Origin of the sequence: Variovorax sp. OV700 (assembly GCF_900099805.1) — a bacterium.
In the GTDB taxonomy this organism is placed as follows: Bacteria; Pseudomonadota; Gammaproteobacteria; order Burkholderiales; family Burkholderiaceae_C; genus Variovorax.
Genome location: NZ_FNDR01000002.1, coordinates 241,398 through 266,554, shown reverse-complemented (window position 1 = coordinate 266,554; position 25,157 = coordinate 241,398). Strand labels below are relative to the sequence as shown.

Here is a 25,157-nt window from a genome sequence, read left to right as displayed (position 1 = left end):
TCGATCGCCACTTCGCATCCGATGCACCGAGGACCGCCATGACCACCTCCAAGTCTCTTGCCGCGCTGCGTGCCGCATGGGAGCCGCTTGCGTGCCGGTACTGCATCCTGGCCCTCCACCACGTGGAGCTCGCGCGCTGGCTGTGCGCCGCGGCCATGGTCGCGGTCTCGCTGCTGGCGGGCTGCGCCGCATTGCCCGGTAACGTGCACCGGGTCGCGTCGCACGCGCGCACCGACCTCGGGGACAGCGCCCTGGCGCGCATCGCCGCCGCGTCGCTGCCGGCTGTGGACGGCGCGATGTCCGAGATCACCGATATCTCCGGCGTGCGCCTGCTGCCGGGCGGCGACCAGGCCTTCGATGCGCGGATTGCACTCGCGCAAGCCGCACGGCATACCGTCGACGCGCAGTACTACGTGGTGGCCGACGACACGTCGGGGCGGCAATTCCTGCGCGAGCTGCGCGATGCGGCCGAGCGCGGCGTGCGCGTGCGCCTGTTGGTCGACGACCTGTACACGGGTGGAGAGGACGAGATGCTGGCCGGGCTGGCCGCGCACGACAACGTGGAAGTGCGTGTCTTCAATCCGCTGCCGGTACGCAGCGGCGGCCTGCGCACGCGCGTGCTGCTGTCGCTGCACGAGATCGGCCGCGTGAACCGGCGCATGCACAACAAGCTCTTCATTGCCGACAACAGCTTCGCGATCACGGGCGGACGCAACGTCGCCGACGAATACTTCGGGCGCAGCAAGCCGGCCAACTTCATCGACATGGACGCGCTCTTGGCCGGCCCGGCGGTGCGCGCGCTGTCGGCGAGCTTCGATGCCTTCTGGAACGGACCGCTGTCATACCCCTTCGAGGCCATCGCAGCCGGTGGCCGCCGGGCGCCGGCTCCGGCGCGCGAACGCTTCGCCGCGCTGGTGCGCGATCTCGGGCGCTTCACCCCTCCAGCCAACGAGCCCGATGCACTGGGCCGCGGCCCGGTCGGCGCGCAGCTGGCGCAGGGGCGCATCGAGCTGGTGCCCGCGAAGGTGCGCGTGGTCGCGGACGCGGTGGTGCAAGGTTCCTCCACGGGGGACGCGGGGGACGCCGGCGGAAGCGCCGAAGAAGCCGCGGGGCCGCAAGGGCGCGAGGGCGCGGTCATGGCCGCGAACCTCGATCTTTTCCGGACCGCGCGCTCGGAGGTGCTCGTCGTCTCGCCCTACTTCGTGCCCATGCCCCGCATGATCGAGGCACTGACCCTTGCGAGCCGCGAGGGCGCGCGCGTGTCGGTGATGACCAATTCGCTTGCCACCACCGACGAGCCGCTGGTGCACTACGGCTACGCGCGCTACCGCAGCGCGCTCCTGCAGGCGGGCGCCATGTTGTACGAGCTGATGCCGGCGAGCGAACCGCATCCCGCCTCGAGTGACGCCGAAAGCGGCCGCGGCTCGCTCGGCCGCCTGCACGCCAAGCTCGCGGTGGTGGACCGGCGTTGGTTCTACGTGGGGTCGATGAACATGGACCGGCGCTCGGCGCACTGCAACACCGAACTGGGCCTGATCGTCGACAGCGCTGCGCTGGCCGGCGAGCTAGCGGACCTGATCCAGCGCGTGCGCATGCCAGCGAGCTTCACCGTGAGCGAGGCGCCGCGGCGCGGCGGGCTGCAATGGAGCTTCCTGCGCGACGGCCGCCGCTGGGTGCTGCACCGGGAGCCGGAATCGAACTGGGCCCAGCGGCTGCGCTGGTCGGTGCTGTCGCTGGTGGTGAGCGAGGATTTCCTGTGATGCAGCCCGCGCCCTGCCCTGTCTTTTCCGGCCGCGCGCGGCTCATCCGTGCGCCAGCAGCATCTTCATGAACGTGATGCCGTTGCGCTGCCCTTTGTCCTCGTCGCAGTTGTTGAAGATGATGTGCGTGTTGCGCACCTTGTAGGCCAGGCGCACCACCTCCGCCATGATTTCGCGCAGCTCCTGGTCGGGATAGTCGTAGTCGAAGCGCTCTGCTGCCGAGGCCGCGCCCTTGATGTTGTAGGTGTCGACATTGCGCCCGTGCAGGCGCACCAATGCGAAGTCGGCGTTGGTGGTCTCCGCCAGCAGCGGTACGCTGTTGGCAAAGCCTTGCGGACCATCGACGATGGTGTGCACGGCACCGAGCCTGCGCAGGAACTCGATGGTGCCGGCGCGATGCGCGTCGTCCCACCATGAACGGTGCCGGAACTCGATGCTCACCGTGTGGCCGGCCATCTGCTCGACGCAATGCGCCACATGCGCATGTCCCTCGCGGTTGCAGACCAGCCACGGCGGGTACTGGAAGTGCACCAGCCCGAGCTTGCCCGCCTGTCTTAGCGGTGCGATGGCCTCGCGAAAGCGCCGCCACAACTCGACGCTGATCTCGGGCGGCATGCCGCGGTAGTAGAAGGCCTTGGTGGTGGTCGTGGCCAGGGCTTGCTGGATGTCCTTGTGCAGCACTTTGGGATCGGTCTGGTGGCCGGTGAACAGCCGGAAGGCTTTCACGTTGAAGGTGAAGGCCTCGGGCGTGCGCCCGGTCCAGAGCCTTGCATTGGCGGGCGCCGGAATGCCGTAGAAGCTGGAGTCGATCTCGACCAGCGGGAAGATCGACGCGTAGTAGCGCAGGCGCGCCTCGGCGGTCTTCACCTCCTTCGGGTAGAAGCGACCGCACGCGAGCAGCGTCTTGTCAGTCCATGAAGCCGTGCCGACCAGAATGCCCATTGACACACGCTACCGGTTGCAGCCACTCGACCGCAGCCTCCGTGGGCGACATTGTGCGTAGGCGGGGATCGCGCCAGAGCTCGCGCGCGACCTCCTCCAGTTCCAGCGGATCGACGGTATGCCACCGCTGCTGCAGCCGGTGCGCGCAAGCGGCGATCCAGAGGGGTGCAGGAATGGGGTCCATGCCTCGATGATACTGTTTTTTTAAACAGTACTAATAAGGTTTTCAAAATATGTCGCCGAAGTGGGTCGCCGGTACTAACATTCAACCGTTCGACGCGTGGCTCGGCACGAGGCTGCCGCCGACGATCTGCTCGCTCGTGCCAGGAGAGTCGCGATGGCAAGTCCCATGAATGTCAACAAGCTCCAGACGAAATCCCATGACGAACCGGACGAGGTTCGGGAGCCCGAAAAGACCCGGGTCGAAGTGGTCCGCCTCGAGGGCTACACGCTCGGGCGCTTCAAACTCGAGCCCGGGTGGCGCTGGTCGAAGTGCATCAAGCCGGTCGTGGGCACGGACAGCTGCCAGGTGGCTCACGTCGGGTATGCGGTTTCCGGCCGCATCACCGTGCAGATGAATGACGGTACGAAGACCGTCATCGAGGAAGGCATGTCGTACACCATTCCACCGGGCCACGACGCATGGGTCGAAGGCGACGACAGGTTCGTCGCCTTGGAGATGATGAGCGCAGAGGAATACGCCAAGCCCAAGAGCTGACCCGGGTTGGGAGGCCAGGGCAGATTTTCTGCGGGGATGGTCGAACGGAGGGTACGGTCCGGCGGACTGATCACAATCGCCGCAGCGGCGGCGGTTGTTGCGGCCGCGAAACCGTTCGATTCCTCCTCCCTCAGCGATACATGTTTGCCCTGACCCGCCTGACGATCGACCGCGCCCGGAAAGAGCGCCTGCCCCAAGTTGCCGGAAGCCTGGCGTTCACGACCTTGCTGTCCATCGTGCCCGTGCTGGCCGTGAGCTTTGCGCTGCTCACGCGATTCCCGGTCTTCGCGCGGTTCAAGGATGCGCTTCAGGAGTTCTTGCTGAGCAGGCTGCTTCCGGCCGACATTGCACGCACGGTGCTGAAGTACCTGAACCAGTTCGCCGCCAACGCCAGTGGCCTGACCTGGATCGGTTCGCTCTTCTTGCTGGGCACAGCCATCGCGATGCTGCTCACCGTGGAGAACGCGCTGAACCAGATGTGGAAGGTCCGGAAGAATCGGCCGTTCTTCAAGAGGGTCGGCCTGTATCTGCTGATGCTGGCCGTCGGGCCACCCGTGCTGGGGCTGAGCCTGTGGGCCACGTCGTATCTGCTGGGCATTTCCATGGGCCTGATCGGCGCGCTGCCGCACTCGCTCGCATTCGTGCTCGACCTCGGGCCGCTCATGCTCGGCCTGGCGGTATTGACGAGCATGTTCTACCTCGTCCCGAACACCAAGGTGCGGCTGCGCGACGCCTTCGCGGGCGGCTTGATCGCCAGCGTGGCTTTCGAACTCGGCAAGCGCGGCTTCACCAACTACCTTGTGAAGGTGCCGACGTACAAGGCGCTGTACGGGGCGTTCGCGGCGCTCCCCATGTTCTTGTTGTGGGTCTACTTCTCGTGGCTGGTCACGCTGGTTGCGGCCATGATGACCGCCAACCTGGCGCTCACGCGCAGGCGGCCGGCCGGCAAGCCCGCACGGGCCTAGCAGCCCGCCTTGGCTGGCGTGCCGATCGCGAGCAGGTAATCTCCGTCTCGATGAGCCCACCGCAACCCCGCCCCGCCGCATCCATCTGGAATCGCTTCTGGTCCCCGAAAAGTTTCCTCGAACAGATTCCACCAGAGGCGTCCGCGGCCGAGGCCCAAGCCATCGAGCACAGAAACAACGTCTGGCTCAGGACCTACATGGACATGTACATCCTGAGGTGGGGCGGGCTTTGGGCGGCTTCGTCGGCAGCAGCTGTTCTCATGATGGATGCGTCGGCATTGCTGATCGCACTTGCGCTGGTGTCGAACCTGGCGGCTCTTGCCGGCCTGGTGCTCATGATCCTGGCCTATCGCCGCGCGTCCAAGGCTGTCCAAGAGGACGCTCAAAAAGGCCGGCACTGATAGCTGGACGCCTGCGCGCGGTCACCACCGATGTAGTGCGGGTAGCCGGGATGGCGGCACATGGGACGCGAGGCCTGCACTGCAAACGGCGGAAGGGGCGCCTTGACAACCTGCACCAGGGCATTCGCGGGTGCGTCGCCAGCGTTCACCCATCGGTCCAGCGGATCCAGCAGGTCCACCATCGTCGGCACTGCCGGCCCGCCCGCGACCGCGCGAGAGTTGCCGGAATGGGTCGAGCCGGGTGAGACGTAAAGCCGCACTGACTTTTCGGTCGCGGCGGCGCCCAAGCGCGCCACGAGTGCCTCGTGATATTGAATGCCCATGAGCGTGCTCTGTGCGCGGTCCGCGGCGTTCTCGCGCAGGATCAGCTTGCCGCCGCGCGCGAAGAACGCCGACAGGTCCGGGTTCGTGGAGTCCATCAGCGCCGAGGTTTTTTGCACCTGGTCGCGGAAATCCTCTGGCCGATAGCGGCGCACGTCATAGGTCTTGTCACGCGCAATCGCATAGCGGATCCAGTTGCTTCCATAAATCCACTGGGTGGAATTGCGCGCGGCGTCCGGCGGCGCGGCGGGTGCCGCTGTGCCGGAGACCCAACGCACCATGCTGAGGGCCGAGGGGCCGTCGAGGCTGTCCTCGTGCCCATAGAGCCATTGCGGATACGCCGTGAGGCCGTTGGCGATGGGAAAGGGAAACACATAGGGCGAGTGGATGCCGCGCATGAGACGCAACTCGGCATCGGACAGGCAGTGCACGCCGGCGTCGCTGCCACCGGGGCAGCGCAAGCGCTGCAGATCCACGCGGGCCTGGCACCCCATGTAGTTGTTCACGACGCCATCGGCCAGCCCGTCGAGCGCGTCGCATGCGTCAGAGGTGGCCTTGGCGATGAGCGCGGTTTTTTCGGGCTGCAGCCAGTCCTCGTGTTGCGGTACCTGGTTGCGCACGAAGGCATGGAACAGGCCGGTCCAGTTGATCACGGGGACGACGCTCACGATGCCGTCGTAGTCGGCCGGAAACCGCTGCGCCATCGTCAGCCCTTCGCGGCCCCCTTCGGAGCCGCCGAAGTAGTACATGCGCTGCGGTTGGCGTCCGTAATACGCGCGCATGATGTCCACGGCCGCGTCCTTCACCTTCTTGTAGGAAGCGAAGGCGAAGTTCTCGAGCATCTCGTCGTTCAGCGCGAAGGCGCCGGGCTCTCCGGCCGGAAACGCGGAGGCCTGATGGCCGGAGTCCTGGCCAAAGGTCGCATAGCCCCGCGCGATGGGCAGGGCATCGTCTGGCGCTGCGTCGCGCAGGGGCGTCAACCCGGTGATCAGCACCCCGTTGAAGCCCCCGCCACCGTACTGCAGGGCTTTGCCGTTCCAGGTGGTCGGCAGGTTCAACTGAAAGTTGATGGCCTGGGCCGCGGGGTCGCGCGATGCGATGGTGCCGCTGACCTTGCAAAACTGCGGAAGGGCCGGCACGAACGCACCGCCATTGACCGCCGCGGCGGAGGCCGGCGTGAGAACAGCCGAAGCGACCGAGGCCTTGCCGCTGGGCAATCCCATTGCGCCGGGTGCGATGACGTGGCCCGCGAGGCCGGCGCAGGCACTTGCGAGCTGGTCGGCGTTCGGGACCGTGCCGCACGCCGACAAGAACAAGGCAAGCAACGCGAAACCGATGCGGAGGATTGCGCGAAAAGCGAAATGATTCATGGTGTCTCCAGGCTCTTTTGATACTTCGGCTGGCCATCGTGATCAACGAAGCCGATGTCCGCAGACGACGGCTTTGCTGCCGGCTCTTGTGCTGTCGTGCGGTTGAAGATACTCGAATCCCGGCTTTCGTTGCGGCGGCAGGATCCACCGACACAAGCCCGCAATCACAACATTTCCACTTTTCTGGGTACACCTGGGACGCGCGTTGATGGAGAAGCTGCTCCACGAGGCGCGCAACCGCACGGTGCTCCTGAACTCCACCCGGGAAGGGCTCCCGCTCTATACGCAGCTCGGGTTCGTCGCCCGCGGACAGGTGTCCCAGCATCAGGCCGTGCTGCCCGCGGAAACCGTCCTTGCCACCACGCCGGTGGGCGTACATCCCATGCAGGCAGCAGACGGCGAACGGGTGCGCCAGTTGGATCTGGCCGCCACGGGAATAGACCGGACCGCATTGTTGAATGCGTTGTTTGCGGCCGGGACGACGATGGTCATCGACCGAGGCGCCGGTGCGTCGGCCTACGCCTCTGCGCGCGAACGAAGCAAGACTGTCCTGCGTCGGGCATGCGGTGTCCATGGTGTGCGACCTTCAGGCGCGCGACATTGATGCTGAGGCCGATGCGGACGTGCGCCTGTTCGCCCTTTCCAACCAGTCGTTCGGCTGACTCGCCAGGTGCTGCTTGCGCCCGGTACTTGGGCCGTGGGCCAATGGCCCGGTTCCGCCGCCGAATGACTGCAGACACCCGAAGCACGTCACGCCACGAAACGGTCGCTCAGAATTTAGTCCGCTCCCACCGTAGCCAGTTGGAGCGTCGACGCGAAAGGCGGTGCTCGTCGCCAGTTCCTAGGCAGTGCCAACCACCTGGCACCAAGACGAATCTTGCCATTTAGCTTTTCCTCTCGAATGCGGCCGCGGAGCAAGGATTGAGCAGCGGCCTCGGAGCAAGGATTGAGCAGCGGCCTCGGTGCGCTCGACCCGCGCTCATCGTCGATCGGAGAGCGCGCTGCGCAGCTAGCGTTGACAGGCGGCCCTGGTTGGGGGCGTAAGTTTTTTTGAGGAAGAAGTCCCACGAAACAAGACGGCCAGTATCGTTTCACAGAACTCCCGCACGAACTTCACTCCGACTTCACCTGGGTCACGCACACTGCCTGTCGACAGCGGTTCGGCGCTGGTAGAGGCCAGGGAGAAAAAGCCGCTCAGGGAACCGCCTCGATGCCGGCCGCTGTCACTCCTCATGCTCAGGGCTTGCAGGTCCGGCGGCAGAGCGATCTGGGTCGATTCGCATTTATCGACGTTGCTTGCATCGCCCTGCAGCCTGCACATGTCGCTCAGCGACCTCGAACGGAATCAATCCCTTTCATTGAAAGCCTGTTCGAGGGATCGCTGTTGGCCGCGCCCTACCCTCCTCAGCCCGCCACGGCGGCCAGCGCCGCGTTGAACGTTGCGCTCGGCCGCATCACTGCATCGGTCTTGCGCACGTCGGGCAGGTAGTAGCCGCCGACGTCGGCCGGCTTGCCTTGCACGGCGGCGAGCTCGTCCACGACCTTCTGCTCGTTGGCGGCCAGGGAATCGGCGAGCGGCTTGAAGTGGGCAGCCAGTTCCTTGTCTTCGGTCTGCGCGGTCAAGGCCTGTGCCCAGTAGAGCGCCAGATAGAAGTGGCTGCCGCGATTGTCGAGTTGACCGGTCTTGGGCGAGGGGCCCTTGTTATTGTCCAGCAGCGTGCCGGTGGCGGTGTCGAGCGCCTTGGCCAGCACCTTGGCCTTGGCGTTGTTGGTCTTGATGCCCAGGTCCTCCAGGCTCACGGCCAGCGCGAGGAACTCTCCCAGCGAATCCCAGCGCAGGTGGTTCTCTTCCACCAGCTGCTGCACGTGCTTGGGTGCCGAGCCGCCGGCGCCCGTTTCGTACATGCCGCCGCCAGCCATCAGAGGAACGATGGACAGCATCTTGGCCGAGGTGCCCAGCTCCATGATGGGGAACAGGTCGGTCAGGTAGTCGCGCAGGATGTTGCCGGTGGCGCTGATGGTGTCCAGCCCGCGGACCACGCGCTCCAGCGTGTAGCGCATGGCGCGCACCTGGCTCATGATCTGGATGTCCAGTCCGGTGGTGTCGTGCTCGTGCAGGTACATCTTGACCTTGGTGATGAGCTGCGCCTCATGGGGGCGATAGGCGTCGAGCCAGAACACCACCGGCATGCCCGAGTTGCGCGCGCGCGTGACGGCGAGCTTGACCCAGTCGCGGATGGCGGCGTCCTTGACCTGGCACATGCGCCAGATGTCGCCCGCTTCCACGTTCTGGCTGAGCAGCACTTCGCCCGTATCGAGATCGGTGATGTTGGCCACGCCGTCCTCGGGGATCTCGAAGGTCTTGTCGTGCGAGCCGTATTCCTCGGCCTGCTGCGCCATCAGGCCGACGTTGGGCACGGTGCCCATGGTCTTGGGGTCGAAGGCGCCGTGCCACTTGCAGAAGTTGATGATCTCCTGGTAGATGCGGGCAAAGGTGCTCTCGGGCATCACGGCCTTCACGTCTTTCAGCCGGCCGTCGGCGCCGTACATCTTGCCGCCGTTGCGGATCATCGCGGGCATGGAGGCGTCCACGATCACGTCGTTGGGCGAGTGGAAGTTCGTGATGCCCTTGGCGGAATCCACCATCGCCAGCTCGGGGCGATGTTCGTGGCAAGCGTGCAGGTCGCGCCGGATCTCGTCCTGCGTGCTTTGAGGCAGGGTGGCGATCTTGTTGTACAGGTCGACCATGCCGTTGTTGACGTTCACGCCCAGCTCCTCGAACAGCTTGGCGTGTTTTTCGAAGGCTTCGCGGTAGAAGATCTTGACGCAGTGGCCGAACACGATGGGGTGCGACACCTTCATCATGGTGGCCTTCACGTGCAGCGAGAACATCACGCCCGTGTTGTGCGCGTCCTGGATCTGCTGCTCGTAGAAATCGAGCAGGGCCTTCTTGCTCATGAACATCGAGTCGATCACCTCACGGTCGAGCAGCGAAACCTTCGACTTGAGCACGATGGCCTTGCCGCTCTTGGTGAGCAGTTCCATCTTCACGTCGCGCGCCTTGTGCAGCGTCATCGACTTCTCGCCGTGATAGAAGTCGCCGTGGTGCATGTGCGAAACGTGCGAACGCGACGCCTGGCTCCAATCGGCCATGCTGTGCGGGTTCTTGCGCGCAAATTCCTTCACTGCCTTGGGCGCGCGGCGATCGGAGTTGCCTTCTCGTAGCACCGGGTTCACCGCGCTGCCGATGCACTTGTTGTAGCGCGCGCGGATATTCTTGTCCTCGTCCGTCTTCGGGCTCTCGGGGTAGTCGGGAATCTTGTAGCCCTTGTCCTGCAGTTCACTGATGGCGGCCTTCAGCTGGGACACCGAGGCACTGATATTGGGCAGCTTGATGATGTTGGCTTCGGGCCGCAGTGTCAGCTTGCCCAGTCCTGCCAGGTTGTCGGGCATCCGCTGCGTTTCGGTCAACACTTCGGGAAACTGACCCAGGATGCGGGCGGCCACCGAGATGTCACTGGTGGCGACGTCGATGCCCGCCGGCTTGGCGAAAGCCTGGATGATGGGCAGCAGCGAGGCGGTTGCCAAGCGCGGTGCCTCGTCGGTGAGGGTATAGATGATCTGGGAGTTTTCGGCGGTCATGGTGGCTTTCGGGCGGGCTGAACAACAATAACAACGCAATGTCACGAAATGGACGGCGTGGCGAACGGGCGCAAACTTTAACAAGTTGAGGCGCGGCGCGCACCGCATTGTCGGGGCTTGGGCCGTGGCTCGCGGCCAGATGCGCCTGGCGCTCAGGAAGTTGTGGTATCGATTCTCCCCTTTCGAGGCAGGCTCGCTTCTGGCCGGAAGCGGCGTTTTCCCTCATGAATGGTTCCATCAGTACCGTCGCTCGCGTCCGCGCCTGAGCGTCGACCCCAACTACGCCGGTAGCGGCAGGTCCTGGCTCACGCTCCGCCCGCGTAACGTCCAATACAGGGAGACACGGGTGCCTTCGCCTCGGCGGCTGTCGATGCGCAGCCGGGCGCCAATCGCGTCGGCCTGCTCCCGCAGCCCCACAAGTCCGTAGTGCCCGGCTGCGCCTGCACTCGGCTCGAAGCCGATGCCGTCGTCGCCGATCTCCAATTCCACGTTGTCGTTCGCAACGCGCTGCAGGCGGATCAGGAGTCGCTGCGCGCCCGCGTGATGTTCGACGTTGCGCAGCACCTCCTCGCACATGTGAAACACGGTCTCCGCCGGCTCGGCCGCCAGGGCAGACAAAGCGGGTTCGATCTGGCAGTCGATCTCGATGCCGGAGCGCTCGCTCAGGTTTTTGGCCAACTCGGCCAGTGCCGCACCCAGCCCGATGTCGCGCACCGGGTTGCTGCGCAGCTGGTCGATCGCGCGGCGCGCCTCGTCCAGCCCGTCGCGCGCCGCCCGCTCGGCCCGGACCAGCTCGTCCGGCAGCGCATCGGGCCGGCTGGATGCCAGACGTTTGAGCACACGGATCTCGGTGAGCATTGCCATCATGGAATGCGCCAGCGTATCGTGCAGCCCGCGCGCCAGGCGCAGGCGCTCGCGCACCACCGCGGCATCGCGCGACTCCTGCGCCAGCCGATTGATCTCCTCGGTGCGCTGGTGCACGCGTTCGTCCAGTTCGGCATTGAGCCGGCGCAACTCGTCGCGTTCGCGCTGCAGCGTGTCCAGCAGTCGGTCGAGCGCACTGCCCAGCCGCGCGGCTTCGTCGACACCTTGCGGCACCTCGATGCGCGTCGCACTCCCGGCCAGCACCGCGTCCGCCGAATGAGCGATCACGCTCACGCGCCGCGTGAGGCGGTGCGCCACGATGATGCCGGCGACGGCGGCGGCCAGGCCCAGCAGGCTCAGCACGATCGAGATGCGCCATTCGATGGCCGTCGCGAACGCCGCGACCGATTCGACCGGCTGAATCACCACGGCCTGCCACCCAAGCCGGCGCAGCGTTCCGTCGCGGGCATTGGGTGGAGACGCAATCAGGTAGGGCCGGTTGTCCAGGAGCCGCCTGGTCCGGATGCGCGTGGGCAGATCGGATCCGTCGGTCCCCAGGCCGGCGACGAGGGGATCGAAGGGCGTCACCGGATCACCGACATCCTGCCAGCGCTTCTCAAGAAGGGCGCTCGGCCCGTGGCGCACGATGCCGTCGCGGTCGATCAGCAGCCATTCGCCCGGCGAGGCGCGGATTTCGGCCACCATCTTCTGCACCCAGCTCCAGCTCAGGTTCGCGGCGACGACGCCGATGATCGCGCCGTCGGCATTGCGCACCGGCGCGGTGAGCTTCAGGAAGCGTTCGCGCGGCGAGCGGCCTTCCTCGATCCATGCGGCGTTCAGGCCTTGCGAGATCCACGCGTGCTGATTGACGTTCTGGCCGACCACCTGCTCGTCGGTCGCTGCGACGATGAAGCCATCGGCATCGGTCACCGCCAGCCAGATCAGGTCTGGAACGCCGCGGCGTACCGCTTCGAGCGAGCGCTTCAGGCGTTCGCCTTCGCTGTGCTGCACGTCCTCCGACAGCATGGCCGCCACCACGCTGACCGCCTGCAGGCGCAGCAGCAGTGCGGTGTCGAGTTCAGCATTGACGTGCTCGGCCGCGGCTTCCAGGCGCTGGCCGTGCTGCTCGAGCAGCGTCGCACGCACGAAGCTGCGCAGCCACAGGTTGGCCACCAGTGCCAGGCACAAGGTGAGCGCAATCAGCAGCCAGCCAATCGCGGCGGCCATGGAGCGCCGTGGATCGATGCGACGTGCGAGGTTCATTGGCAGCGCATTCTCGCAAAGGGCCACCATGACTTTCGGCATGGGGACTTCCCCTTAGCCCTCGGGGTTTGTCTCGATCTGCCGAGTGACTTCCGGCAGGCGCGCCGGCGGCCGTTTGCGGGAACAGTTGCACCCATCGCGATCCGTGCCCGCAGCGCGACTGATTCCCAACCCACAACGTGCCGCGACGCGATCGGCGCGACAACGAATGGAGACGAAGCGAATGAACAAAACCACTTCCCTGACACAGACGGCATCCGGCGCGCCGCCGCGCTTGTTCGACAACCGCTGGCTGCAACTGGCTGTCGGCATCGTCTGCATGATCGCCACCGCCAACATCCAGTACGCATGGACTTTGTTCGTGCCAGAAATTCAGGGCAAGTTCGGCTGGGAGCGCGCGTCGATCCAGATCGCCTTCACCATCTTCGTGCTGGTGCAGACCTGGCTCGCGCCTATCGAGGGTTATTTCATCGACAAGTTCGGACCGCGCCTGATCGTGGCCTTCGGCGCGCTGTTCATCGGCGCGGCCTGGGTCGTCAACTCGCAGGCGACGACGCTGATGGGCTTCTACCTCGGCGCGGCCATCGGCGGCATCGGCGTGGGCTCGATCTACGCCACCTGCATCAACAACGCGCTCAAGTGGTTCCCCGATCGGCGCGGCCTGGCGGTGGGCCTGACGGCCGGCGGCTATGGCGCCGGCTCGGCCGCCACCATCCTGCCGATCGCCGCGATGATCGAATCCTCGGGCTTCCAGCAGGCCTTCCTGTTCTTCGGCCTGCTGCAGGGCACGCTGGCCTTCCTCGCCGCCTGGTTCCTGCGGGCGCCCAAGGGCGACGAAGTACGTGCCTCGACCAAGGTCATGCAGAGCCGGCGCGACTACACGCTGGGCGAAGCGCTTCGCACGCCGCTGTTCTGGCTGATGATCCTGATGTTCTCCTGCGTCGTTACCGGCGGCATGATGGCCGTGGCCCAATTGGGCGTGATCGCACAGGACCTGGGTGTGAAGAACTTCAAGGTGGACCTGTACTTCGTCACCATGGCTGCACTGCCGCTGGCCCTGATGCTCGACCGTGTCATGAATGGCATCTCGCGCCCGCTGTTCGGCTGGGTATCCGACCACATCGGCCGCGAGAAGACGATGGTGATCGCCTTCACGCTGGAAGGCCTGGGCATCATTGCGCTGGGCTACTTCGGCCACAACCCGTGGGCCTTCCTCATCCTGTCGGGCGTGGTCTTCCTGGCCTGGGGCGAGGTGTATTCGCTGTTCTCCGCGCTGGCGGGCGACGCCTTCGGCACCAAGCACATCGGCAAGATCTATGGTGTGCTGTACTGCGCCAAGGGCGTTGGCGCGCTCTTCGTGCCGCTCGGCAACCTGATGATGGAGGCCACCGGCACCTGGTCGACCGTGCTCTACACCGTGGCGGGGCTGGACCTGTTCGCCGCGTTCCTGGCCATCGTCGCGCTGCGGCCGGTACTGGCCAAGCACACGGCCGGTAACGCTGCTGCATCGCCTTCTCCTTCGCCGGCGCCGGAACTCTCGATGCCCGGACTGTCGCCCGCAGGCCGCACGGCCTGACCAGCGCCACTGCCAAATCCAGCGCACCCGTGGAGCCGGCTTTGCCGGGCCACTGGGTGCGCCCCCTAGAGGGGAGGCGCCGGAGGCGCTTCGGGGGTTACTTCTTCAACACCAGCACCGCCAGTTCGGTGCGGGTGTTCGCGTGAAGCTTTTGCATGATCCGGCTGACGTGGTTCTTTGCCGTTCCCTCGGCCAGGTTGAGCGCCGCGGCGATCTGGCGATTGCCGTAGCCCTTGGCGATCAGCTCGAGCACCGCGGTCTCGCGTTCGGTCAGCGGTTTGGTCGCATCGGGCCGCAATGGCTCGCCGGGCGCGGTTGCCTGGGTCGCGGCGCGGACATCCGGCGTGGGCGGGGTAAGCGGGGGTAGCGGCTCCTGCGCAACGCGATCGGCCAGCAGCCGGAACTGGTCCATCACCTTGCGCGCGATCTGCGGCGTCAGCCGTGACTCGCCGCGATGCACCGCCCGGACGGTGTCCAGCACCTCTTCTTCCGAAGCATCCTTGAGCAGGTAGGCCTGCGCGCCAGCACGCACCGCGTCGAAGACCAGATCGTCGCGATTGAAGGTGGTCAGCACCATCACGCGCGTGTGCGGCAAGGCGGCCGAGATCTCGCGCGTCGCGAGCACGCCGCCCTTGCGCGGCATGTGCAGATCCATCAGCACCACGTCAGGCAACAGGCGGCGGGCCAACTCCACGGCTTCCACGCCATCGGCCGCCTGGCCGACGACCTCGATGTCCGGCGCGGCGTCCAGCAGCATGGCCATGCCGCGGCGGATCAGCGCCTGGTCGTCGGCGATCAGCACGCGGATCCGAGGCGCGGCATGCGGGATGGGGAACGACGGTTCGGCAATGGTGCTCATGGCAGGGCCGATTGTGCTCCGAGGCGACTCGAACGCGGCGACATCGGGCTGGCCAAGTTCCGACATCGGCGCAACCCGCCGCGAGTTTCTCAAGCAGTCCGTTCTGCCCCATCCGGCCCGACCATGTAGTTGCCCGGCGTCACGCCAAAGCAGCGGCGAAACCATCTGGAGAAATGGGCCTGGTCCACGAAGCCGCATTGCGTCGCCACCTCGGCGGGCGAGTTGCCCTCGCGCAGCATCGCCTTGGCGCGGCCGATGCGCGCGAGCCGCGCATAGTGGGCCGGCGTCATGCCGACGGCGAAGCGGAACAGGCGATGGAAGTGTTCGCGCGACACGCCCATTCGTTGGGCGAGCAAGGCGGGGGCCATGCGGCAGGCGTCCTCCGTCGCCAGGGCCTCGCAGACTGCTTCGACGCGGGCGTCGCCCGGCAGGCGTTCGAGCGGCACGCGCTCCGTCCCGGTCTGCGAACGGAGGATCTGTTCGAGAAGATCGGCGACCTCCGCCCCGTCTCTCGATTGCGCCGCTGCAGCCAATGCGCAGGCTGTGCGTTCGTTCTTCCAGACCCGTTCGCGCAGCACTCCGCGCTCGGCGGGTGGCCAGGCAAAGCGCCTCCCGACCCAGGCATGCGGCACATACAGCATCACCATCCGGAACCCCTGCGCGCTGACACCCGCCGTGTGCAACATGAACGGCGCCATCAGCACGAGGTCGCCGGCTTGCGCCGTGTGCCGTTCACCGGCGCACGTGAACTCGCAGCGACCCTCGAGAACAGCGCCCACGCTCCATTCGGCATGCCAGTGCAGCTCGAAGCGCGCCTTGGGATCGGACGCAAACATCGCCTCGATCTGCGCGCCGTCTTCCATCGGCAGGCCGATCATGTGCGAGGCGGTGGATAAGTTCATTTTCCGAAGGGTAGCGCCCTCGGCCCCCCTCACGCGGCCAGCGCACCGCGAACCGTGATGCCCATCCAGCCCGCGCTGGCCTGCGTCGCCTCCACCCGCCCGAGCAGCGAAAGTTCTTCCACCGGGTGCTCGTGAAACCGCAGCGTCGCCCTGCCCTGCGTCCAGCCCGATTCGACGCGGTCCACGATGTCGGCCCGCAGGTAGCGGGGAGCGGCGGGGATGCCGGGCTGCGTCAGGTCGGGCCAGCCCACTGCACCGATCGTCGGCGCGGAGAGAAAGCCCAGGCGCCCGGTTTTCTCATCGGTCAGCGTGACAGTCGCATCGACCAGCCGGCGCTCCTTCACGCTGAGGCTCGCGCCGAGCCGGCTGCCCTTGGACAACGGCGCGGCCGCCGGGTGCACCAGTGGCAGGCTGCGGGTCAGCCAGGTCTGCCCGATCTTCTTGGGCCAGCCTTGCAGCCAGCCGCGCAGCAACGAAATGTCCTGGTCGACGTAGATCAGGGGACAGTAGAAGCGCGCATCAGCGCCCTGCCCTGGCGCGATCTCGAGCACCACGATGGTCTCGCGGTACTGCGCATAGACGGGGTCGAGCAGTTCCTGCCCGTCGTTGCCGCAGGACTGCCAGTCGGCGAAATGAACGCAGCCCTTGCCGGTGGCCACGCCGAGTTGCGGCGGCACCATCGCCACGCCCAGCCCGGCGTCGAACGCGAATTCCACGTTGACGAGCCAGCCGGCGTAGTACCAGGGCGGCGCTTGCACGAGGGCGCTGCGACCGGAAGAAGTGAAAGGCGGGGTGAAGGACGGCGGCATCGGTTTTCTGCGAGTTGGAGAAGTCAACGCCGCACGATAGGGCTGCGAACTCCATCCGTCTTGTACGCCAGTGATCTACCGCAACGAGCCGCGGAGTGACATGCGTGAGCACCACTCCGAGAAAGTGATCGCAAACTTACGCGGAAGTCCTAGATGCCGACCACACCACGTTGCAGGGCAAAATCCAGCAGCACCCGGTCGGTTGGCTCCTCCGGCCAGGTGTCCTGCGCGAGCCAGCGGTAGAAGGTGGTGGCGGCCACGCGGCTCGCCGGGCCGTCCCTCCGCCAGGCGCGCGCGATGGGGGCCGCCATCTGTTCGAGCCGCGCGACCTCGAAGCGTGTGCATACTTCGGCCTGCATGCCCTGAGGCATCTCGGCGAACACGGCGCGCGCCTGCCCCATGCGGTCGTTTTCCCAGAGCTCTCGGATGCGCCGCAGCCGATCGGCCTCCGACAGCGCAGCCACAGGCGGCGCGAGCACGGGCGGCTGCCCATTGCTACCGGACGCCGGCTCCATGGCGGTCACGCCGGCATAGCCTTTCTTCAGCGCGTCCTTGAAATAGGCGGCCGGCGACTTGAGCTCCGGCATGGCCGCGTTGCGCAGGCGCTGGTCCACGTGGTCCAGCGTGGCGCGGATCTGCCCTTCATCAGTCGTGGCGTAGAGGTCCTGGGCCTCGTCCTGCTTGAGGCCCAGCGCGATGAGGCGCCCGACCAACTCCAGGTCGAAGACGTTCCGGTTCGATGCACTGATGTCCCCCAGACGCTGCTGGATCTTGGGAACGACCCTGAACTGGATCTCCTCGATCTTGCGGCCGCGCTTGTGCTCGATCAGCTCGAGTCCGAAGTCTTCGCACAGCGCGTCGATCTCGGCCAGCGCCTTGCTGATGACGTCGCGCTTGAGAAAGCGGTAGTCGACTTCCTTGATGTCGCTGCGGCCCGTCAGCACCGCGGCCCACCAGACGACATCCTCCCGCATCGACAGGCGCCCGGGCGAGGTGAGATAGCGCGCGCCGATCTCGTACAGCACGGCGGCGGAATAACTGCGCATCTGGCTGCTCATCTCGAGCAGCACGCGCGTGTACTGGTGCGGCTTGACCAGCCGCTCCTTGATCTCGTCCGGATAGCGCCAGGTCACCATGCAGGGCCGCCCCCTGCCCTGCTCCTCGATGGTGACGGTGCCAAGCAGCTGCGACGACACCCATCGCTTGAGGGAACTGCTGCTGGTCGACCACTCGATGGTCGTGGCCTGCATGTCGCGCAGGTGCGATTTCAGCAGCTCCGTGTTGTTCGAATTGAAGCGGGCGTCGCCGATCAGTTCGCTCAGCGTCAGCTTATAGACCGGCTCGTCCACGCCCTGGCGCTGCGAGTGGTAAAGCAGCGCGTTGTAAATGCGCCGCGAAAGCAAGGTGAGCCGCCCGCGCTTGGGGCGGATGGCGATGGCCTCGTTGGCCTTGGCCACGCTCTGTTCTTCGGCCGTGGGCGATTGCCGGGGCGGAGACCGTGACTGTGAATTTTCTTCCTCGACCATGGTCTGCGGCGGCAATAAAGTGGTTTCACATCATGCCTTTGCATTGTGATTCAGTCAATTCACATTAGGCGTGTGGTGGTGCCTTGGTATGTTTGCAGATAAACACTTGGGAGATTGAAGAGTTGAGGATGCGTTTTCCTGTTGCGTGACAGGTACTTACGCCTGCGGCTGTGAGATCGGTTGGGATTGAATGTGAGATCGGTTGGGGTTTGAAGTGAGCCTGGTTGGGAGACTGACGCGGCTTTTGTGAGTTCGGATGGGTTCCAATGTGAGTGGATATGGGTTGCCGTCCCCTACGCACCCCGTAATCAGGCGCAAAGCGCGCAATGGACCCGGCTTATCGGGGGCTGCAGGCACCCTGACCCGGTTTGTGGCCGCATCCCAACCGCGCGCGCGGCCTTTGGGGGCCTTGGTCCCCAACCGTCCTCACAATACTTGGGGCTGCTACGGCGGGCTTGTCGATAGAACTTGTCCATTCGACAGATTCTCATAGAATTGCCAGATTCTGTCGAATAAGGCCATACAAAATGTCAGTTCCCGTGCCGCCGGTCAGTGGAAACCTGGTTTCCACCGAGCTTCAGGTTCCACCCCGCCAAACCATCAACATGCAGAAGATCGCGGCGCTTGCCACGCGCGCCGGATCGATGGTGGAGCAGATCCGCGGCATGCTGCTGGCACCCGAGGCCCGCAAGATCCCGCCGACCTACTCCACCGCTCAACTGGCCGCACTCTGCGGCGTTGACAAGGCCCATGTCGCCTACCGCATCACCAAGGAGGATCTCCCGGCCGGCCGGCTGACGCCTTCGGGCGGCAAGCGAACCTTCGAGCTCGACGAACTGCGCCGCTGGACCAAGACCTACCGTGCGGAAAAGATGCGGCCGGCGGGCCGCAAAGCCATCACCATCGCTGTCGGCAACTTCAAGGGCGGCGTGGCCAAGACCACCACCGCCATGGTGCTGGCGCAGGGGCTCAGCCTCCGCGGCCACCGCGTGCTGGCGATCGACACCGATCCCCAGGGTTCGCTGACGACGCTGCATGGCCTGCTGCCCGAAGCCGAGGTTACCGAGGACATGACCATCGGGCCGCTGTGCGACGGCAGCGAGAACGACATCCGCTACGCGATCCGGTCTACCTACTGGGATGGGATCGACCTTGTCGCGGCCGCGCCCTTTCTCTTCTCCGCGGAGTTCGCCCTCCCCGCCCGCCAGATGCAACAACCCGGCGCCAAGTTCTGGGACGTGCTGAACGAGGGCCTGGAATCGGTGCGCGACCTTTACGACGTGATCGTGATCGACACGCCCCCTTCCCTGTCGTACGTCACCATCAATGCGTTGTGGGCCGCGAACGGCATCGTCGTTCCGGTGCCGCCATCCGGTCTCGACTTCGCGTCGTCCGCCCAGTTCTGGTCGCTGCTTGCCGATCTGGGCGGTAACCTCGACGGCCAGAGCAAGGACCGCGAAGGCAAGGCCTTCGACTTTCTCCATGTGCTGCTGAGCCGCGTGGACGCAGCCGATCCCGCCATGCCGGCCGTGCGCCAATGGATCCAGGCAACCTACGGCGAGTACACGCTGCCGGTCGAGATCCCGAAGACGAGCGTGACCAGCAACAAGGCTGCCGAGTTCGCCACGGTCTACGACGTGCAGAAATACGAGGGTGCCGCCAAGACCTACAAGCGGGCGGTCGACGCCTACGACTCGTTCGTCGAACTGGTCGAGCAATCGGTGGTCGGCGCGTGGACAGCGCAAGGGAGGGCCCTGCAATGACCGTGGTGCCAATGCACGCCACTTCCTGTTCCGGTGGAAACCTGGTTTCCACGCCATCGTTCGTTCTGTATCTTCCGGCTAGGCTGGACATCCCTGAAACAGTGGAAACCTGGTTTCCACGGCAGTTCGCCCGGCAATCCGCATTGCGGTTGGCAATGCCGCAAAGTCTGCGGACGGGCGCTTGCCGCGGGCGCTGGAAATCCCGTTTCCCGACGTTGAGTACGGCGCACGCCGCGCCAAGGAGTGTCCATCATGGCTAGCACCCGCAAGCGTCTGGAGGCATTGACCGCCGGCCTGATGCTTCCCCAAGCCGCCCAGGAGCCCGTCGCCGCACCCGCGTCGGAGGCGGCGCCCGCGGTGCCGCCGTCGGCATCGAACGTCGTGGAAACCAGGTTTCCACCGGCCGTGGGCGGAAGCCTCGCACCCCGCACGGGTCCGGGCCAGATGATGGCTTTCCGCGGCCAGATCCAGCAGGTCGAAGGCGAGATGGCGGCACTGCGCGAAAAGCTCAGCCAGTACGAAGGCTCGCTGCCGACGCGGAAGATGGACCCCAAGACCATCCGTCCGAGCCGCTGGGCCAACCGACACGACGCCTCGTTTTCGAGCAGTGCGTTTGCCGGCCTCAAGGCCGACATCGAGCACGGGGGCGGCAATGTCCAGCCGATCCTGGTGCGGCCGATCAAGGAAGAGCCCGGCCAGTTCGAAATCGTCTTCGGCCATCGCCGGCACCGTGCCGCGCTGGAACTTGGCATCCCGGTGCTGGCGTCCATCTGGGTCGACGAGCTCGGCGACGCGGCGCTCTTCGCCGCCATGGATCGGGAGAATCGCGAACGCGCGGATCTGTCCAACTATGAGCAGGGCCTGATGTACCAGCGCGCACTCGAGGAGCAACTGTTCCCCACCCAGCGCCAGCTCGCCGAGGCACTGGGCGTGAGCCACACCTGGGTGCGCAAGGCATTGATGGTCGCGCAGCTGCCTTCGGCGGTGGTCGAGTGCTTTCGCAGTCCGCTCGAGATCAGCTTCCGCCATGCCGAGCAGATCAATGCGGCCATGGAGAAGGATCGGCGCGGTGTCCTGAAGCGCGTGGAGAGGCTGCGGGGCCATAGCCTAGCGCCCGCGATGGTGGTCGCTAGGCTGCTCGATGCGAAACCGGGTTTCGAGCGTTCCGAGAAGCTCGACGTCGTTTCGGGCGGCCAGAAGCTCGGGACGCTGGTTCGCGCCAAGAGTGGCGAGATCACCATCACCCTCAGCCCTGAAGCTGCGACCGACGCCAGCCCCGAGGCGCTCGAGGCCGGTATCGCAGAGGCTCTGCGCAAGTCACGCACCCTGTAAACCGAGCCGCCGGGGGTGGGCGGCGCCTCAATGTGAGAACGGTTGGGATTCTTCGCGCCCCGGCCACCCCGGCAGACTTTGCGTGCATTGACTGTTGGCGCAGGCCCTTGCGAGCAATTCGCACCGCAAAAAGGAAAAAGGGCAGGGCAGGGCGCCGTCCCCAAGCCGCACGAGGCCCGCACCGTTTTCCCGGTCGCTGCCTCAGCGCCTGCACTGCCTTGGCGGCTGCCGGGCACGTCGTTTGCCGGGCAACTGACATGCATATGGGCCCCCTTCACCAGCAGGCCGCGGAACTGACCCCCAAGGCCGCACGGATTGCCGCTCTTCTTCTTGTCGACGACGACGGCATTCCGGCGCCCCTGCGGCTTTCGCTCGGCATCGCCCTGTCTGCCTTCGCAGATCCCGAAGACGATTCGCCCGCTCAATGGTCTCTGGAGGACGCTGACGCGGCGGCTGCCCGGCGTTTCGTGGCCGCCTGCCTGAAAGTAGCGCGGCGCCTGCCTGTCAGCGACCCGGGGTAGCAGGCAAGAAAACCCGGCCCAACCGATGCGCGAACACGGTGATCCGTGCCCCATTGCTTCTTCGCAACACCACTGGACACTCGCCACGGAGCAGATAAAATCCTTATAAATCAATAACTTAGGGCTGACACCTTAAGGAAGTGCGTTCTTGCAACACAAAATGTGTATTGATGATTACTTCAGTTATCATCAAGCAATTCATGACACAGACCATCGCTCCAGTGCCAGGCAAGCAGCCGTCCAACGCCATGTTCCGCCTCGCTACGACGAGTCGGCCGATCCTCGTCTAGATCGGAGAGACATGGCTTCCGTCCCCACACCTTCCCAGCTGGCCCATATTGACGACGACGAACTCGCACGGCTTGCAGTGAGCTGGCGCGCGCTCGCGGGACGCGGCGACCGCGAAGCATTCGGGATCGCACATGCGCTCGAAGTCGAGCAGCGCCGGCGCACGCGCGAGAGCCAACTGCAGCAGCTGCCGCCGGAGGCACCCCCAGAGCCGCGGCCGTGGTGGAAGTTCTGGCAATCGACCGGCGACCGGAACCCGACTTCGGCCTCATGAAGCCCGGCACCGCGCGCAAACTGCACCGGGGGCACTTTGCATTCATGCGGGCGCTGGCCCAGGGCCTGGACGAAAGGGCCAGCTGGGACCGCTACCTGCGTCTCGAAGGCGAACACACCGACCTGCGCACGGTGCGCCGCACCATCGCCTGGATCCGTGACGAGTTCGCGGCGGCGGCACGGCGCGAGCGCAGGCCCGGCACCGCCCGCCTGATCCTGCTCGATCCGGACCGCTTCCCGGCCGCGCCGGCACTGCCGAGCCTGGCCGAGTTTGCCGCGGCGCAGGGCCTGGAGGACTTCTCCGAGACCGAGCAGATCGAGGCCTACGAAGCGGCCTATCCTGCCACCGGCGGGGGAGGGCAGGGCGCTCGCCCCTCGCGTCGCGCCCAGGTCATCGAGCGCCAGCTCGAAGCATTGCGCTGGCTCGAGAACCTGGTCGCGCAGGATCCGCGGCCGGGCGACAGCGTATTGGCCTGGCTCAATCCTTCGGTGGCCGCGCGCCTCGAGCGCGCCGGTGTGCCAACGCTTTCCGCGCTGGTCGACCGCGTCAACGGCGTCGGCGCACGCTGGTGGGCCCACGTGCCCGGGGTGGGGGAACTCAAGGCGGCGCGGATCCTCGATTGGCTGTGCGCCAACCAGCAGGCGCTTGGGTTGCGCATCGGTTCCCACGCCTTGAAGCCCAGGGCGCAGCTCGCGCCGCTGGCGCTGGCCGCGGTGGTGCCGACCGGAACCGCGCTCGTTCCGTACGAAAAGTTCGTCCTGCCCGCCGAGCTCGACGGCAGCGCAGGCAGCAATCGCGCGCCGCGCGAACGCTGTCTGCTGATGGCCGCGAACGACCACGAGGCGATCGGCGCGTGGCTCAGCGCCAAGCGCCCAGGCGATGCGACCGGCGAGCTGTCGGCCACCCAGCGCTCGTACCGCAAGGAGGCCGAACGCTTGCTGCTCTGGGCCGTGCTGGAGCGGCGCAAGGCACTGTCGTCGCTCACCGTCGAGGACGCCATCGACTACCGCGACTTCCTGCTCGATCCGCCCGACCGCTGGTGCGGTGCGCGCCACCACCAGCGCTGGTCGCCGCTGTGGCGGCCGATGGAAGGACCGCTCGCGCAGTCCGCGCTGCGCCAGGCGATCGCGATCCTGCGCAGCCTTTACGCCTTTCTCGTGAACCAGAACTACCTGGTCGGCAATCCGTTCGCAACCCTTGCGCCGCCATCGAGCTTGCAGCAGCCGCTCGACTCGCGCCGTGCGCTGAGCTTTGCGCAATGGGACCACGTCGACGCGCTGCTCCAGGCGCATGCCGACACCGAAGCCCGGCGCCGGCTGCGCCGCGGCATGCGCTGGCTCTATGCGACCGGACTGCGGCTGGCCGAGATCACGGGCGCGAAATGCGAGGACCTCGAACAGGTCGAAGACCGCAGCGCCGACGGCGTCGCCGCGACCGGCTGGCAACTGGCCGTGGCCGGCAAGGGCGGGCGCGGCCGGCAGGTGCCCGTGCCGCCCGCGCTCGTGGCCGAACTCGAGGACGAGCTCGCGCGGCATGGCTTCGAGCGGCAGGTCGGCGCCGTGAGCAATCGCGGCATTCATGTGCTGGCTCGCTTCGACACCGAATCGCGGTGCCCGGTGGCTTGGTCGGCCTCGGGCCTGTACCAGGCGATCAAGGCCTTTGTCGCGCAGGCCTCCGCGGGCCTGGAGGGCGCTGAGGCACAGCAGCTGAAGAAAGCGAGCACTCACTGGCTTCGCCACTCGCATGGCGCTCACGCCCTGCGTGGCCGAACAGGCCAGGTGCCCGTGCCGATCCAGGTGGTGCAGAACAACCTGGGCCATGCCTCCGTGGGAACGACGGCCATCTACCTCACCACAGATCGCACGCAGACCCTGGCACCGGTGCGCGCCGCCGGCTGAAGGCAGCCCCGCGGCTTCCGGGCGCGCGTCGCACCGCATGCGCTGGCGAGTGCGCCGAGCCATACCGAAACTCGCTAGCTGCTAGCGCGTTTGCATGCTCGCTCGCCGCCGCCGATCCGCGCAAGATGCACGGTATGCACACAGTGGTCTTCTGCACTCCGGTGCGCGGCACCCGGCCGCGCAGCCCGCTCTTCTTCAACCAACTGGCAGATCGCGATGCCGGCTAGCACCATGGACAAGGACTGGCTCTGTTTCCATCCCGCGCCGTCGAAGCCGCGCTTCACGCCGCCGCCCGGTGCGGTGGACGCGCACTGCCACGTGTTCGGCCCCGCTGCGGAATTCCCGTTTGCGCCCGAGCGCAAGTACACGCCCTGCGACGCTTCCAAAGACCAGCTCTTTGCGCTGCGCGATCTGCTGGGTTTCGAGCGGAACGTGATCGTGCAGGCGACCTGCCATGGCAACGACAACCGCGCGCTGCTCGACGCGCTGGCGCACTCCAACGGACGCGCACGTGGCGTGGCCTCGGTGGCAGCAGACGTCAGCGACGCCGAACTCGGGCGGCTGCATGAAGCCGGCGTGCGCGGTGTGCGCTTCAACTTTCTCAAGCGCCTGGCCGACTTCACCCCGCGCGAAGTGCTGATGAGCATTGCGCAGCGCATTGCGCCGCTGGGCTGGCACGTGGTCGTGTACTTCGAGGCCCAGGACCTGCCCGAACTGTGGGACTTCTTCACGCGGCTGCCGACCATCGTGGTGGTCGACCACATGGGCCGTCCCGATGTAGGCCAGCCGGTCGACGGGCCACAGTTCGAGCGCTTCGTGCAGCTGTTGCGCGAGCATCCGAACATCTGGTCGAAGGTGAGCTGTCCCGAGCGTCTGTCGTTGTCCGGTCCGCCGACCTACAACGACGTGGTTCCCTTCGCGCGTTGCCTGGTCGAGACCTTCTCGGACCGCGTGCTGTGGGGCACCGACTGGCCGCATCCCAATCTCAAGACCCACATGCCCGACGACGGCACGCTGGTCGACATGATTCCGCGCATCGCGCCGACGGCGCAGGTGCAGCGCCAGTTGCTGGTGGACAACCCGATGCGCCTCTACTGGGCCTGAGACGGGCGCGGCGGCCGCGCCGGACGAACGGCCACAGCCGCGCCTCCGGCGGGGCGCAG

The 25,157-nt window shown here is 66.2% G+C and carries 20 protein-coding genes; 12 read left to right on the top strand and 8 right to left on the bottom strand.

Annotation, left to right across the window (positions count from 1 at the left end; genetic code table 11):
• Positions 1 to 38: 38 nt before the first annotated feature.
• Entirely contained in the window at positions 39 to 1,760 is a 1,722-nt protein-coding gene (locus BLR24_RS04830; protein WP_093013506.1) for a phospholipase D-like domain-containing protein, read from the top strand.
• Between the two features lie 42 nt (positions 1,761 to 1,802).
• Here BLR24_RS04830 and BLR24_RS04825 read toward each other — a convergent pair whose 3' ends face one another.
• On the bottom strand, positions 1,803 to 2,702 hold the full coding sequence (locus BLR24_RS04825) for a DUF72 domain-containing protein (protein ID WP_093013503.1): 900 nt from the start codon (positions 2,700 to 2,702) through the stop codon (positions 1,803 to 1,805).
• 337 nt (positions 2,703 to 3,039) lie between these two features.
• Between BLR24_RS04825 and BLR24_RS04815 the strand changes: the two genes are divergently transcribed.
• The 3 genes from BLR24_RS04815 (at position 3,040) to BLR24_RS04805 (ending at position 4,786) form a co-directional block, all read left to right on the top strand.
• Positions 3,040 to 3,420, top strand: a complete 381-nt coding sequence (locus BLR24_RS04815; protein ID WP_093013498.1) for a cupin domain-containing protein — start codon at positions 3,040 to 3,042, stop codon at positions 3,418 to 3,420.
• 140 nt (positions 3,421 to 3,560) lie between these two features.
• Positions 3,561 to 4,385 (top strand): YihY family inner membrane protein, encoded by an 825-nt coding sequence (locus BLR24_RS04810; protein WP_093013495.1) that lies wholly within the window; start codon positions 3,561 to 3,563, stop codon positions 4,383 to 4,385.
• A gap of 50 nt (positions 4,386 to 4,435) precedes the next feature.
• Positions 4,436 to 4,786: a hypothetical protein gene (locus BLR24_RS04805; protein WP_093013492.1), complete on the top strand. Its 351-nt coding sequence runs from the start codon at positions 4,436 to 4,438 to the stop codon at positions 4,784 to 4,786.
• Here BLR24_RS04805 and BLR24_RS04800 read toward each other — a convergent pair.
• On the bottom strand, positions 4,768 to 6,477 hold the full coding sequence (locus BLR24_RS04800) for a tannase/feruloyl esterase family alpha/beta hydrolase (protein WP_093013489.1): 1,710 nt from the start codon (positions 6,475 to 6,477) through the stop codon (positions 4,768 to 4,770). The two genes, BLR24_RS04805 and BLR24_RS04800, sit on opposite strands and share 19 nt — an antisense overlap.
• A 208-nt stretch (positions 6,478 to 6,685) precedes the next feature.
• Here BLR24_RS04800 and BLR24_RS04795 point away from each other — a divergent pair, with 208 nt between their 5' ends.
• A complete protein-coding gene (locus BLR24_RS04795; protein WP_175543179.1) occupies positions 6,686 to 7,081 on the top strand; it encodes a hypothetical protein in 396 nt (131 codons plus the stop codon).
• 800 nt (positions 7,082 to 7,881) lie between these two features.
• Here the strand turns inward: BLR24_RS04795 and BLR24_RS04790 are convergent.
• The gene (locus tag BLR24_RS04790) at positions 7,882 to 10,119 is read right to left on the bottom strand and encodes an NADP-dependent isocitrate dehydrogenase (protein WP_093013486.1); all 2,238 of its coding nucleotides are present in this window, start codon (positions 10,117 to 10,119) and stop codon (positions 7,882 to 7,884) included.
• 279 nt (positions 10,120 to 10,398) lie between these two features.
• Positions 10,399 to 12,288, bottom strand: coding sequence for a sensor histidine kinase (locus BLR24_RS04785; RefSeq protein ID WP_254787167.1), 1,890 nt, complete (start codon positions 12,286 to 12,288; stop codon positions 10,399 to 10,401).
• Positions 12,289 to 12,469: 181 nt separating this feature from the next.
• Here BLR24_RS04785 and oxlT point away from each other — a divergent pair, with 181 nt between their 5' ends.
• Complete coding sequence (gene oxlT, locus BLR24_RS04780) at positions 12,470 to 13,822, top strand: oxalate/formate MFS antiporter (RefSeq protein ID WP_093013480.1); 1,353 nt, start codon at positions 12,470 to 12,472, stop codon at positions 13,820 to 13,822.
• A 97-nt stretch (positions 13,823 to 13,919) separates the two neighbouring features.
• Here oxlT and BLR24_RS04775 read toward each other — a convergent pair whose 3' ends face one another.
• The 4 genes from BLR24_RS04775 to BLR24_RS04760 form a co-directional block, all read right to left on the bottom strand.
• Entirely contained in the window at positions 13,920 to 14,681 is a 762-nt protein-coding gene (locus tag BLR24_RS04775) for a response regulator transcription factor (protein ID WP_093014691.1), read from the bottom strand.
• 89 nt (positions 14,682 to 14,770) lie between these two features.
• Entirely contained in the window at positions 14,771 to 15,583 is an 813-nt protein-coding gene (locus BLR24_RS04770; protein ID WP_093013477.1) for a helix-turn-helix transcriptional regulator, read from the bottom strand.
• Positions 15,584 to 15,612: 29 nt separating this feature from the next.
• Positions 15,613 to 16,392 (bottom strand): acetoacetate decarboxylase family protein, encoded by a 780-nt coding sequence (locus tag BLR24_RS04765; RefSeq protein ID WP_093013474.1) that lies wholly within the window; start codon positions 16,390 to 16,392, stop codon positions 15,613 to 15,615.
• A gap of 149 nt (positions 16,393 to 16,541) precedes the next feature.
• Entirely contained in the window at positions 16,542 to 17,849 is a 1,308-nt protein-coding gene (locus tag BLR24_RS04760) for a replication initiation protein (protein ID WP_254787166.1), read from the bottom strand.
• Between the two features lie 596 nt (positions 17,850 to 18,445).
• Here BLR24_RS04760 and BLR24_RS04755 point away from each other — a divergent pair.
• From BLR24_RS04755 to BLR24_RS04730, 6 genes are all read left to right on the top strand, one after another.
• Positions 18,446 to 19,681, top strand: a complete 1,236-nt coding sequence (locus BLR24_RS04755) for an AAA family ATPase (protein WP_093013471.1) — start codon at positions 18,446 to 18,448, stop codon at positions 19,679 to 19,681.
• A gap of 252 nt (positions 19,682 to 19,933) precedes the next feature.
• On the top strand, positions 19,934 to 21,013 hold the full coding sequence (locus tag BLR24_RS04750; protein ID WP_093014685.1) for a ParB/RepB/Spo0J family partition protein: 1,080 nt from the start codon (positions 19,934 to 19,936) through the stop codon (positions 21,011 to 21,013).
• Positions 21,014 to 21,270: 257 nt separating this feature from the next.
• Positions 21,271 to 21,534, top strand: coding sequence for a hypothetical protein (locus tag BLR24_RS04745; RefSeq protein ID WP_217636286.1), 264 nt, complete (start codon positions 21,271 to 21,273; stop codon positions 21,532 to 21,534).
• 301 nt (positions 21,535 to 21,835) lie between these two features.
• A complete protein-coding gene (locus BLR24_RS04740) occupies positions 21,836 to 22,096 on the top strand; it encodes a hypothetical protein (protein ID WP_093013465.1) in 261 nt (86 codons plus the stop codon).
• A complete protein-coding gene (locus BLR24_RS04735; protein ID WP_093013462.1) occupies positions 22,093 to 23,994 on the top strand; it encodes a phage integrase family protein in 1,902 nt (633 codons plus the stop codon). The genes BLR24_RS04740 and BLR24_RS04735 overlap by 4 nt, the downstream gene beginning before the upstream one ends.
• Positions 23,995 to 24,210: 216 nt before the next feature.
• The gene (locus tag BLR24_RS04730) at positions 24,211 to 25,098 is read left to right on the top strand and encodes an amidohydrolase family protein (protein WP_093013459.1); all 888 of its coding nucleotides are present in this window, start codon (positions 24,211 to 24,213) and stop codon (positions 25,096 to 25,098) included.
• The last annotated feature ends 59 nt before the right edge of the window (positions 25,099 to 25,157 follow it).